Source organism: Actinocatenispora comari (assembly GCF_017312725.1).
In the GTDB taxonomy this organism is placed as follows: Bacteria; Actinomycetota; Actinomycetes; order Mycobacteriales; family Micromonosporaceae; genus Actinocatenispora; species Actinocatenispora comari.
This window is the reverse complement of the sequence record NZ_BOPO01000070.1, coordinates 1-12,191: the sequence shown is the minus strand read 5'-3', so window position 1 is coordinate 12,191 and position 12,191 is coordinate 1. Positions and strand designations below refer to the sequence as shown.

Genomic DNA, 12,191 nt, shown 5'->3' with positions numbered 1-12,191 from the left:
AACCCGCGCCCGGGCGGCGCCGGGCCCGTGCCGGCCGCGGGCGGGCCACCGAGCAGCGTCGGGTCGGGCCAGGACGGCGCCGGTCCGGTGCCGGGTGGCAGCGGGCGGTCGTCCGGGGCGAGGTCGCCGGCGGCGTCGGTCAGCAGCGCGGCGACCGGCCCGGCGAGATCGGCGACCAGGCGGTCCAGCGGCCGTCCGGCGACCTGGTGCAGCGCCTCCCGGACGGTCAGCAGCCGGCGCTGCGCGGCCAGCGCGGCCCGGCGCGACCCCGGTACCAGCTGGGCGAACGCGATGCCGCGCAGCACCACGGCATCGCGCAGCCCGCCGCGGGCCTGCTTCAGGTCGCTCTCGGGCTGGTTCGCAAGCTCCCCGTAGCGGTCCCAGCGGGCCAGATCGAGCTCGTGCAGCGCGGCCAGTCGGGTGGCCGCGCCGCGCCGCCAGGACACCTGGATCGCGGCGCGGACCCGTTCGGCGAGCGCCCGGTCGCCGGCCACGTACCGGGCGTCGAGGAGGCCCAGGGCCGCCCGGACGTCGTCGGCGGCGACGGCGAGCAGTTCGGGCACGGTGCGTACCGCGTGGTCGAGGCGCAGGCCCGCGTCCCAGACCGGGTACCACACCGCGTCGGCCACCGCGCCGATCCCGTGATGTCCACTGTGGACGATGAGGAGGTCGAGGTCGGTGCGGTCCAGGCACTCGCGGCGACCGAGGCCACCCGTCGCGAGCAGCGCCACCCCCGGTGCGCTCGGCAGCAGCCCGGCCAGCCAGCCGTCCAACCGCGTCGCCCGTGCCGCCCGCGCCGCCGGCCCGATCCCCGCCGTCCGTGGCGCCGGCGCGACCGGGCCGGTCCCCGCCGCCCGCGCGGCCAGGCCGGTCCCTGCCGCCCGCGCGGCCAGGCCGGTCCCCGCCGTCCGTGGCGCCGGCGTGCCGGCTGCCCTGGGCCGGCCGCCACCCGTCGACGCCGGCCGGCCCGCGCCGCGGCACGACGACCACGGGTCGCCGGGGGCCTCAGAGGGCGTCGACACCGCGTTCCCCGGTGCGGACCCGGACCACCTCGCGCACCTGCGTGACCCACACCTTGCCGTCGCCGATGCGCCCGGTCCGGGCCGCCGCCACGATCGCGTCGACCACCTTGTCCACGTCGAAGTCGTCCACGACCACCTCGACGCGGGCCTTCGGCACGAACTCCACCGCGTACTCGGCGCCGCGGTAGAGCTCCACGTGGCCCTTCTGCCGGCCGTACCCGGAGACCTCGGTGACGGTCATCCCGGCCACGCCCAGCGCCTGCACCGCGTCCTTCACCGCGTCCAGTTGGAACGGCTTGACGACCGCCGTGATCAGCTGCACGGTCACTCCCTCCCCGCCGGCACCGCGGCCGGTGTGTCCGATGTGGACGCTGCCGGTGCGCCGCGCCGGCCGGACAGCAGGCCGCCCCAGTCGTACCCGCTCTCGGCGTGCTCGGCGCCGTCGATGCCGGCGGCCTCGTCGGCCGGCGCCAGCCGGAACCCGATGGTCTTGTCGACCGCCTTGCCGATCAGCCAGCTCAGGCCGAACGAGTAGACCCCGACCGCGAGCACCGCGACCACCTGCTTGCCGAGCAGCGCGAACCCGCCACCGAACAGCAGCCCGGCCGGCCCGCCGGTGACGGTCGCGGTGGCGAGCAGACCGATCAGCAGCGAACCGAGGGCACCACCGACCAGGTGCACGCCCACCACGTCCAGCGAGTCGTCGAACCCGAGCCGGTACTTCAAGCCCACCGCCATCGCGCAGACCGCGCCGCAGACGACGCCGAGTACCACCGACATCAGCGGGTTGAGCGCGGCACACGCCGGCGTGATCCCGACCAGCCCGGCCACCGCACCGGACGCGGCGCCGAGCGTGGTCGCCTTGCCGTCCCGGATCCGTTCCACCACCAGCCACCCGAGCATCGCCGCGCCGGTCGCCACCTGGGTGTTCAGGAACGCCGTACCGGCGGTGCCGTTGGCGGCGAGCGCCGAGCCGGCGTTGAACCCGAACCAGCCGAACCACAGCAGCCCGGCACCCAGCAACACCAGCGGCAGGTTGTGCGGCTTAAACCGCTCCTTCGGCCAGCCGTGCCGCTTGCCGAGCACCAGCGCCAGCGCCAGGCCCGCCGCGCCCGCGTTGACGTGCACCGCGGTACCGCCGGCGAAGTCCAGCGCGCCCAGCCGGTCGCCGATCCAGCCGCCGTGCCCGCCGTCGAAGGCGAACACCCAGTGCGCGACCGGGAAGTACACCACGGTGACCCAGACGCCGGCGAACAGCAGCCAGGCACCGAACCGGGCCCGGTCCGCGATCGCGCCGGTGATCAGCGCCGGCGTGATGATCGCGAACATCAGCTGGAACGCACCGAACACCAGCACCGGGATCCGGTGGTGCGCCGGCCCGGTCACCGCGTCGAGAGTGCCGGCCAGGCCGACGTGGTCGAGGTTGCCGATCAGCCCGGCGAACGAGTCCGAGCCGAACGCGAGCGAGTACCCGTACAGCACCCACAGCACGCTGACCAGGCCGATCGTCGCGAAGCTCATCATGAGCATGTTCAGCACGCTGCGCGCCCGCACCATGCCGCCGTAGAAGAACGCCAGCCCCGGCGTCATGAGCAGCACCAGCGCGCCGCTCGCGAGCACCCAGGCGGTGTCGCCCGAGTTGATCACCCGTGCCCTCCCGCAGTCGAAGACGACCGGTGCAGGGGCGGCGCTGCCCGCCACCGGTACGCACCAGCGTCGCGGTCGGGTGTTACGGGGCCGGCGATCGCACGGTTACGCGGCCGTGCCGCACTGTTTCGCGCCGGTTACCGCGGGTTTCGGGGCGATTCCCGGGCGGGAGTCAGCGCATCGCGTACTCCAGGAGCTGGCGTTCGTGGTCGATCAGCCGCAGGTCGCGCATCGGCCGGCGCAGGTGACCCTTGTGCACGATCCGGACGAACGCCGGCTCGCCGGCCGCGGCCATCCGCCGGATGCCCTCGACGTGGTCGACGATGCGCTTGCGGATCACCCGGACCAGCCGGTGCCGGTCCCGCTCGGTCAGCCCGTACGCGTCGGCGAACATCCGCAGCCGCCGCGGCCGGTTCGGCCGCTTCCAACCCAGCTGGTACGAGTCGCGGTCGCTGAACAGCGGCACCCAGGTCCACGCCGCGTACGCCACGTCGTAGATGCGCGAGCCGGGGCTGGACAGGTCGAAGTCGATCAGCGCCAGGGTGCCGTCCGGGCGCCACACCACGTTGTGCGGTGCGGCGTCGTGGTGGCAGATCACCTCGGTGTCCGGCGGCGGCGGACCGAACGAGCGCCACACCGCGTTCGCCGGCGGCCGGAAGCCGCGCTGCGCGTCGTGGAACATCCGCAGCATCTGCGCCACCGTCACCAACGCCTCGTCGGTGGCCCAGTGCTCGGCGATCGGGTACTCCCCGCACTCGCCGTCCAGGTACGACAGGACCTCCCGGCCCTGCTCGTCGATGCCCAGCGCCCGCGGCGCGCCGGTGAACCCTACCGCCTCCAGGTGGCGCAGCAGGGCGTGCACGGCCGGCGTCCAGGGACCGGCATTGCGTCGGACGGTGTCACCGACACGGACCACCGTGCTGGTGTTGCCACCGTGCAGCTGGACCTCACGTTGCGTCACCTACCACCTCGGGTCGACGTCAACTCGTCCCGGCCGGCTCGCCGAGCAACGCGTCGACGAACTGCCGCGGATCGAACGGCGCCATGTCGTCCGGGCCCTCGCCCAGACCGACCAGCTTGACCGGGATGCCCAGCTTACGCTGGACGGAGATCACGATGCCCCCCTTGGCGGTGCCGTCCAGCTTGGTCAGCACCACCCCGGACACGTTCACCACCTGGGTGAACACCTCGGCCTGGGCGAGCCCGTTCTGGCCGGTGGTGGCATCCAGCACCAGCAGCGCCTCGTCGACCGGGCCGTGCCGTTCGACCACGCGCTTCACCTTGCCCAGCTCGTCCATCAGGCCGACCTTGTTCTGCAGCCGACCGGCGGTGTCGATCAACACCGTGTCGACCTTGGTCTCGATACCCCGCTGGACCGAGTCGTACGCCACCGAGGCCGGGTCGCGCCCCTCCGGCGCCCGAACCGTCTCCGCACCGACCCGCTCGCCCCAGGTGGCGAGCTGGTCGACCGCGGCGGCCCGGAACGTGTCGGCCGCGCCGAGCAGCACGCTGCGCCCGTCGGCGACCAGTACCCGGGCGATCTTGCCGCAGGTGGTGGTCTTGCCGGAGCCGTTGACGCCGACCACCAGCATCACCGCCGGACGGCCGTCGTGCGGAGCGGTGTGCAGCGACCGGTCCATCTCCGGGTCCAGCGCGGTGACCAGCTCCTCGGCCAGCAGCGAGCGCAGCTCACCGGCGGACCGGGTGCCCAGCACCTTGGTCCGCTCCCGCAGCCGCTCCACGATCTGCGTGGTCGCCTCCACCCCGACGTCGGCGGTGAGCAGGGAGTCCTCGATCTCCTCCCAGGTGTCGGCGTCCAGTTTGTCCGACGAGAGCAAGGCCAGCAGGCCGCGGCCGAGCAGGTTCTGCGACTTGGCCAGCCGGCCGCGCAGCCGCGCCAGCCGGCCGGCGGTCGGCTCCGGCGTCTCGATCGCCGGCGGCGCCACCGCCTCCTCGGCGCTCGGCTCCTCGACCGTCGGCGCCGCGGTGTCCGCCGCCGGGCCGGCCGAGGGAGGCGCCTGCGGTTGGGCGGCACCCCGTTCGGCGCTCGGCGCGGTCGCGGTGGTGGTACCGCCGGCGGGTCGGTCGGCCTGCTCGGGCTCGACGTTCTCCCGCCTGGTGCGCCTGTTGTGCGGCAGGACCAGGCCGAACACACCGATCAGCGCGAGGATCACCACGACGCCGACGGCGATGAGCACGTACTCCATGCCCAAATCCTGTCAGACGCGCGGCGCGGCTCGTCGGGATGGCCCGAAACCGGCGACGGTCGACACGCTCCGCAACCGGCCGGGGCACCGGGTAAATGCCGCGTTGCCCAGCGAACCGGCAGGTAGCATCGCCGCGCGGTGCGACGAGAGGAGCACGATGCTGCGGATCCTGGCCGAACAGGCGGAGCAGGCGGCGGCGCGGCTGCCGCGCGAGGTGTACGACTACTACGCCACCGGCTCCGGCGACGAGATCGCGCTGGACGAGGCCGCCGCCGCGTGGCGCCGCTACCGGTTCCGGCCCCGGATCGGGCTGGACATGACCGCCGTCGACACCGCGGTCCGGCTGCTCGGCGCCGACCTGGCGCTGCCGGTACTCGCGGCGCCGACCGCGTACCACCGGCTCGCGCATCCCGACGGCGAGGTCGCCACGATCCGCGGCGTGCACCGGGCCGGTTCGCTGCTGGTGCTCTCGTCGCGCTGCTCGCGCCGGATCGAGGACGTGGCGGCCGCCGCGGACGGCCCGTGGTGGTTCCAGGTGTACCTGCTCGCCGAGACGTCCATCGGCCGGCAGGTGGCCCGGCGGGCGGTCGACGCCGGCGCCGGCGCGCTCGTGTTGACCATGGACACGCCGTACACGGCGGTCAAGAAGCGGCTCGCCGGCGTACCCGTCTCCGACGACGACTACCTGATCAACTTCGCCGAGCACCTGCCGGCCGGCGGCGACCCGTTCGTCGCCACCACCCAGGACCCCGCCTGCACGCTGGACGCGCTGCACGAGCTGACCGGCTACGGCGTGCCGGTGCTGGCCAAGGGCGTGCTGCGCGGTGACGACGCGCAGGCCTGCCTCGACGCCGGCGCCGCCGGCATCGTGGTCTCCAACCATGGCGGCCGGCAGCTCGACCGCGCCGTGGCCACCGCCGACGCCCTCGCCGAGGTGGTCGAGGCGGTCGCCGGCCGGGTCCCGGTACTGGTCGACGGCGGGATCCGGTCCGGCCTGGACGTGCTGACCGCGCTCGGCCTCGGCGCCGACGCGGTACTGCTCGGCCGGCCGATCCTGTGGGCTCTCGCCGCGGGCGGTGCGGCCGGCGTCACCGCCGCGCTCGACGCGCTGCGCGGCGACCTGGTCGAGGGGCTCGCCCTCGCCGGCGCGACCGCCCCGACCGACCTGCCGCCGGGCCTGGTGACCCGGGCACCGCGCTAGGCGGGGGTGCCCGGGGGCCGGGCGTCGGGCGAGCCCCGACACCCGGCCGCGGTACTCAGCGGGAGTGCGGTGCCGGCCGACTCGGCGCACGCTCGCCCCGCGGGCCGTACGGCCGGCCCTGGTCGCCGCCTTCCCGTCGCGGCGACCGGTGGCCGGGCTCGCCGTCGTCGCGCCGCGGCCGGTCCGACCAGGACCGGCGCTCGCCGTCGGCGTCTCGCCCGCGGCCGAAGTCCCGGCCGCGGTCGTCGCGGCGGTGACGCGGGCCGCGCTGGCCGGGAATGCGGTCGTCGCGGCGCGACCGGCCGCGGCGCGGCGCCGGCTCGTCGACGACCGGTACCCCGCTCGGCTCGCGGGCACCGGTCACCTCGGCCAGCAGCGGGTCGATCCCCTGCGCCGTCTCGTCCAGCCGGCGCAGCCGGAGCCGCCGCGCGGACACCCCGGCCTGCTTGGCGATCGACTCGGCGAACCGGCGCTGCCGCGGCGTCACCAGCGTCACCACGGTGCCGGTCTCGCCGGCCCGGGCGGTACGGCCGGCACGGTGCAGGTAGTCCTTCGCGTCGCCGGCCGGGTCGACGTGCAGTACCAGGCTGACGTCGTCGACGTGGATGCCGCGGGCAGCGACGTCGGTGGCCACCAGCGCGGTCACCCGGCCCTCCCGGAACTCGGCGAGGGTCCGGGTGCGTACCGCCTGGGTCTTGCCGCCGTGCAGGGCGCGCGCGGCGACCCCGACCGAACGCAGCTGCTCCTCCAGCCGGTCGGCGAAGCTGCGGGTACGCACGAACAGCAGGGTGCGGCCGGCGCGGTTGGCGATCTGCGCGGTCACCGCCTGCTTGTCCGGCGGGAACACCAGCACCAGGTGGTGGTCCATCGTCGACACCGACGCGGTACCGGGGTCGGTGGAGTGCGTCACCGGATCGGTCAGGTACCTGGCCACCAGCGAGTCGACCTCGCGGTCCAGGGTGGCGGAGAACAGCATCCGCTGGCCGTCCGGGCGGACCTGGTCGAGCAGTTCGGTGACCGCCGGCAGGAAGCCCATGTCGCACATCTGGTCGGCCTCGTCCAGCACGGTGACCGCCACGTCGGACAGGTCGCAGGCGTGCTGGGCGATCAGGTCGGACAGCCGCCCGGGCGTCGCGACGAGAAGCTCCACGCCGCGGCGCAGCTGGCCGATCTGCTTGACGAACGGCGCACCGCCGACCACGGCGGCGATCCGCACGCCGAGGACCCGGCCGAGCGGCTCCAGCGCGTCGCGTACCTGCAGGGCGAGCTCGCGGGTGGGCACCAGCACCAGGCCACGCGGTTTCGTCGGCGCGGCGGCCGGCCCGTCGGCGAGCCGCACCAGCGCCGGCAGCCCGAACGCGAGCGTCTTGCCGGAGCCGGTACGGCCGCGGCCGAGCACGTCGCGGCCGGCCAGCGAGTCGGGCAAGGTCGCCGCCTGGATCGGGAACGGCGCGGGCATCCCGCGCCGGTGCAGCAGCGAGACCAGCCGGTCCGGCAGCCCGAAGTCGGCGAACGACGCCTCCGCCGGCGCGTTCTCGGCGATGGTCGCGGGCTCAGTGCCGGTTACGGGCTCAGTGCCGGTTACGGGCTCAGTGCCGGTTGCGGTCTCGGTACCGGCTGCGGGCTCGGTGCCGGTTGCGGCGGTGATCGTTTCGGGCGAGGCGGAGATCTGCTGGGGGATGGACGTTGTGGGCACGACAGGGTTGTTCAACAGGAACCTTCCGGAGACAGGGCGCGTCTCAACACAGGCTCCGCAGCCCAACAGGCCTTCGGCCCAGAACACCACGGGGACACCATCACGGGTGGCAGACAATCGTCGGATGGCCACCGGGATGAACAAGACGTGCCCGGCGCTCGCTGCGCCGATGACAGGTACCGGCAAAGTCTAGCCCGCCGCGATCGCGTTGATCACCGCCCGGTCACGCCTGTGACCCGCACCTCCGGTGGCCCGCACCACCTGGGCGGCGATCGGCGAAACCGGTTGCCCGCCCGGTACCCCTGCCGGGACGATGCTGCCGTGACCGATCCGCCCTCGATCCGGACCGCTTCGGACCGCCCCACGCCGGCGGTCGCGGCACAGCCGGGCCGTCCCGAACCCGCGCCGGCCGGCGTGATCGTGGTGACCGGGATCATGGCCGCCGGCAAGTCGACCGTCGCCCAGCTGCTCGCCGAGGCGCTGCCGCGGGCAGTCCACGTGCGCGGGGACGTGTTTCGCCGGATGATCGTGCGCGGACAGGTCACCCCGTCGCCGGACGCGCCGCAGCACGAGCTGCGCGAGCAGTGGGAGCTGCGGTACCGACTGGCCGCGCGCACCGCCGACGAGTACGCCGCGGCCGGCTTCACCGCCGTGGTGCAGGACATCGTGCTCGGCGCCGACCTGCCCCGCTTCGTCGACCGGCTGCGGGCCAGGCCGCGGCACCTGGTCGTGCTGGCGCCGGATCCGGCCGTGGTGGCGCGACGCGAGCGCGGCCGGGGCAAGACCGGCTACGGCGACGGCTGGACGCCCGAGCTGCTGGACCGCGAGCTGCGGGCCACGCCCCGGCTGGGCCGCTGGTTGGACACCGGCGGTCAGACCCCGGCCGAGACGGTGAGGACCATCCTCACCGACCTGCCGGCGGCCCGGATCGACTGACCCGTACCGGCGCCGACGGTTCCCCGACCGGCAGGCGACCTCGGTCCGGACAGGCGGCTGACGGCGCCTGTCCGCGCACCGAACACGCCACGACCAGCGCAACGGGCCCTTGCCAGCAGCCGGCCGGCGCAACAGGCGCCCTTCCATGCTGCCCGGTCAGCGCGGTTCGCTGCCCCGCACGCCGCCGGTCAGCGCGGTCGACTGCCCGCACGCCGCCGGTCAGCGCGGTTGACTGCCTGCGCGCCGCCGGTCAGCGCGGTTGCTGCCCCGCGCGCCGCCGGTCAGCGTGGCCGATGCTCCGCACGACGCCAGCCAGCGCGACCGATGCTCTGCACGCCGGCGGTCAGCGGAGCAGGCGGCCCTCCATGCCGCCGGCGACCGTCACGGTCTCGCCGGTGACGTGGCCGGACAGCCGGTCGGAGGCGAGCACCACCGCGGCGGCCGCGACGTCGGCCGGGCGGCCCAGCTTGTCCAGCGCCATCGTGGCGGTACGGGCCCGGACGAAGTCCGGGTCGCCCAGCCGGTCGGCGTTGCGGTCGGTCGCGGTCCAGCCCGGCGCGACCACGTTGATCCGGCCGGCCGGGGCGATTCGGACGATCTCGTTCTTCAGGCTCAGCGCCAGCCCGCTCAGCCCCGCCTTGGCCGCCGCGTAGTCGGCGTGGTCGGCCTCGCCGAACCGGGCGGCGGTCGAGCCCACCAGCACGATCGTGCCGACGCCGGTGGTCACCACGTGCCGCAGGAACGCCCGGCAGAGCAGGAACGTCGCATCCAGGTTGGCCGCGATGGTGGCCCGCCAGCGGGCCGGATCCAGCTCCCACACCGGCGCCGCTGGCGTCGGGTACTTCCCCGCGTTCGCCACCAGGATCTCCAGCCCGCCCAGCGACTCCACCGCCGCGGCGACCAGACCGTCCACTTCGGACTCGACGGTCAGGTCGGCGGCGAGCGCGACCCCGTCGTACCGGGCCGCGAGCTGCTGCGCGCGCGGCGGGTCGCTGCGGTGGTGCACCCCGACCCGGGCGCCCTCGGCGGCGAACGCGGCGACCAGCTCGCCGCCGATGCCGCCGGTCGCGCCCGTCACCAGTACTCGCTTGCCCGCCAGTCCCGTCTCCATGCCGGCCACGGTACGGCCCGGCGCCGGCGGCCGCCCCGGCGCCGTCCTGGCCCGCCCGCCTTGGCCACGCCCCCCGTGCCACCTCGCCTTGGCCCCGCCCATCGTGGCCACCCCGCCTTGGCCACCCCATCGTGGCAACGCCCGTCATGCCGCCCGTCATGCCACCCGTCGTCCACCCTCGTCGTCCACGCCCGTCATGCCCCGCCCGTCGGGCGGAGCGGTCAGGGTCCGCGATCCGGACGGGGCGTTGACAGCCGGACGGCGAGGACATCTAATGGGCGCCAATTGCTTTTCGGACACGACCGAAAAGGGGTCGGCATGCTCAGAGCACTCGCGGCGGGACTCGTGGCGGTCCTCGCCACGGCGCTGGTACCGGCGACCGCGCACGCCGACCCGGGCCGGCCGGCGACACCCGCCGGCACCGCCGCGCCCCGGGTCGACGATCTCGGGCCGGGCATCGTGTCGGCACCGGTCACCGGCGCCGCGATCGACGGCGACTCGCTGTACCTGGTGACCCGGGGGCTGCAGCCGGCCGTCGTCGCCCGCTACGACCTGGCCACCCGGAAGGTCGTCGAGCACGCCGAGCTGCCCACCGGTACCGGCGGGTGGGCCGCCGCGGTGGACCACGGCGCCGTGTACGCGGGCATGTACGGCGTCGCCGACATCCACCGCTACGACCCGGCGACGAACACCGCGACCCGGCTCACCGGCCTGGGCACCGACACGTACGTGTTCGACCTGGCCGCGGCGCCGGACGGCACCCTGTACGCGGGCACGTACCCGTCCGGGAAGCTCTACGCGGTCGACCCGGACACCGGCGCGACCCGCGACCTCGGCCAGGCCAGCCCCGGGCAGCGCTACGTGCGGTCGGTCGCGGTCGCCGACGACGGCACGGTCTACGCGGGCACCGGCGCCGCGGCCCGGCTGATCGCCTACGACCCGGCGACCGGCCAGCGCACCGAGATCCTGCCGGACGAGCTGCGCGGCGAGGCGTTCGTCTACGACGTCGCGGTCACCGACGACCTGATCGCCGTGGGCACCGAACCGTCCGGCAAGCTCGCATTGCTCGACCGGCACGACCCGAGCCGCTACACCATCGTCGACACCGGCGACCGCACCGTCGACGCGATCACCATCGACGGCGACTCGGTCTACCTGACCGCCCGCACCTCCGGCTCGGTCTACCGGTACCGGCGCAGCACCGCCACGCTGCAGCGGCTCGGCACACCGGTACCGCAGGACGAGACGCGCGGCGTGTTCGTCTCCGGCGGCCGGCTCGTCGGGGTGGCCGGCAGCGGCGAGGTGTGGACGTTGGACCCCGACAGCGGGGCGACCACGGTGACCGATCTGGTCGCGGCCGGAATGCCCGCCGCGCCGGAACCCGCGCAGTCGGTCGCGGTCCAGGGCGGCCGGTACGCCTACGTCGGCGGCAACTTCGGCCTGCAGGTGCACGACCTCGCGGCCGGCACCAGCCGGCGGGTCCGCGCGTTCGGCGAACCGAAGCGGATCGTGCCCGTCGACGGCCGCGCCTATCTCGGCGTCTACCCGGGCGGCTTCGTCGACACGTACGACCCGGCGACCGACACGATGGCCCGCCGCGGCGCGATCGGCGGCGGGCAGAACCGGCCCCGGGCGATGACCTGGCTGCCCGACCGCGGGCAACTCGCGATCGGCAGCCGCGCCGAGTACGGCACCGTGGGCGGGGCGTTCACGCTCTACGACGTGGCCAGCGACACCACACACCGGTACGACCCGGTGCCCGGCCAGGCGATCAGCGCGATCGCCGCGCACGGGCACGTCGGGTACCTGGGTACCGAGATCGCCGCGGACGGGGTGCCGCCGACGGCGACCGAGGCGCAGCTCGCCGCGGTCGACCTGAACACCGGGCGCACGCTGTGGCGCTGGACCGCGGTACCGGATGCCACCGGCTGGTCCGACCTGCTGGCGCACGGCAACCGGCTGTACGGGCTGACCTCCGGCGGCCGGCTCGTCGTGATCGACCCGGCCAGCCGGACGGTACTGGCGAGCCACCAGCTCGCCGACACCGGCGGTGGGCAGCTGTTCTGGCGCGACGGCGCGCTCTACGGCGTCACCCGCGACACGCTGTTCCGGCTCACCGACACCGGCCCGACCACCGTACTGGGTGGGCTCGGTGGCGGCTGGTTCAACGAACCGCAGGCGTCCTACGACCCGGCCGCGGACGTCGTCTACACGCTGCGCGGCACCGACCTGGTCCGCATCCACCTCTGACCGGGGCCGCCTGCCGACGGTGCCGCGGCCGGCGGTACGCGCCGGCGGTGATCCCGCGGCCGGCCCCCGCCCGGCCCGGCGGCGCCGGCGCCAGGCCCGGCGGCGCCGGCGCCAGGCGTGG

10 protein-coding genes are annotated in these 12,191 nt (G+C 75.1%); 3 read left to right on the top strand and 7 right to left on the bottom strand.

The features are described 5' to 3' along the window. From NUM_RS18900 to ftsY, 5 genes are all read right to left on the bottom strand, one after another. A partial coding sequence (locus tag NUM_RS18900; protein ID WP_459076863.1) for a [protein-PII] uridylyltransferase family protein occupies nt 1-773 on the bottom strand: 773 nt, incomplete at its 3' end. Between the two features lie 232 nt (nt 774-1,005). Next, nucleotides 1,006-1,344: a P-II family nitrogen regulator gene (locus tag NUM_RS18895; protein WP_207126212.1), complete on the bottom strand. Its 339-nt coding sequence runs from the start codon at nt 1,342-1,344 to the stop codon at nt 1,006-1,008. A gap of 2 nt (nt 1,345-1,346) precedes the next feature. Further along, nucleotides 1,347-2,669, bottom strand: a complete 1,323-nt coding sequence (locus NUM_RS18890) for an ammonium transporter (protein ID WP_225918689.1) — start codon at nt 2,667-2,669, stop codon at nt 1,347-1,349. Between the two features lie 172 nt (nt 2,670-2,841). Further along, the gene (locus NUM_RS18885; RefSeq protein WP_030448117.1) at nt 2,842-3,630 is read right to left on the bottom strand and encodes a phosphotransferase enzyme family protein; all 789 of its coding nucleotides are present in this window, start codon (nt 3,628-3,630) and stop codon (nt 2,842-2,844) included. 19 nt (nt 3,631-3,649) lie between these two features. Beyond that, nucleotides 3,650-4,876: a signal recognition particle-docking protein FtsY gene (ftsY, locus tag NUM_RS18880; RefSeq protein ID WP_207126211.1), complete on the bottom strand. Its 1,227-nt coding sequence runs from the start codon at nt 4,874-4,876 to the stop codon at nt 3,650-3,652. 157 nt (nt 4,877-5,033) lie between these two features. Here ftsY and NUM_RS18875 point away from each other — a divergent pair, with 157 nt between their 5' ends. Continuing rightward, nucleotides 5,034-6,077 carry an alpha-hydroxy acid oxidase gene (locus NUM_RS18875; protein WP_207126210.1) on the top strand — a complete coding sequence of 348 codons (1,044 nt, stop codon included), beginning with the start codon at nt 5,034-5,036 and terminating at the stop codon, nt 6,075-6,077. Between the two features lie 55 nt (nt 6,078-6,132). Here NUM_RS18875 and NUM_RS18870 read toward each other — a convergent pair whose 3' ends face one another. Next, nucleotides 6,133-7,773 carry a DEAD/DEAH box helicase gene (locus NUM_RS18870; protein WP_225918688.1) on the bottom strand — a complete coding sequence of 547 codons (1,641 nt, stop codon included), beginning with the start codon at nt 7,771-7,773 and terminating at the stop codon, nt 6,133-6,135. A 321-nt stretch (nt 7,774-8,094) separates the two neighbouring features. On the opposite strand from NUM_RS18870, the gene NUM_RS18865 reads away from it, so the two are divergent. Next, nucleotides 8,095-8,709, top strand: coding sequence for an AAA family ATPase (locus NUM_RS18865; protein WP_207126209.1), 615 nt, complete (start codon nt 8,095-8,097; stop codon nt 8,707-8,709). A gap of 343 nt (nt 8,710-9,052) precedes the next feature. On the opposite strand, the gene NUM_RS18860 is transcribed toward NUM_RS18865, so the two are convergent. Continuing rightward, the gene (locus NUM_RS18860) at nt 9,053-9,820 is read right to left on the bottom strand and encodes an SDR family NAD(P)-dependent oxidoreductase (RefSeq protein ID WP_207126208.1); all 768 of its coding nucleotides are present in this window, start codon (nt 9,818-9,820) and stop codon (nt 9,053-9,055) included. A 318-nt stretch (nt 9,821-10,138) separates the two neighbouring features. Between NUM_RS18860 and NUM_RS18855 the strand changes: the two genes are divergently transcribed. Then, nucleotides 10,139-12,070, top strand: coding sequence for an outer membrane protein assembly factor BamB family protein (locus NUM_RS18855; RefSeq protein ID WP_207126207.1), 1,932 nt, complete (start codon nt 10,139-10,141; stop codon nt 12,068-12,070). Nucleotides 12,071-12,191 lie beyond the last annotated feature (121 nt).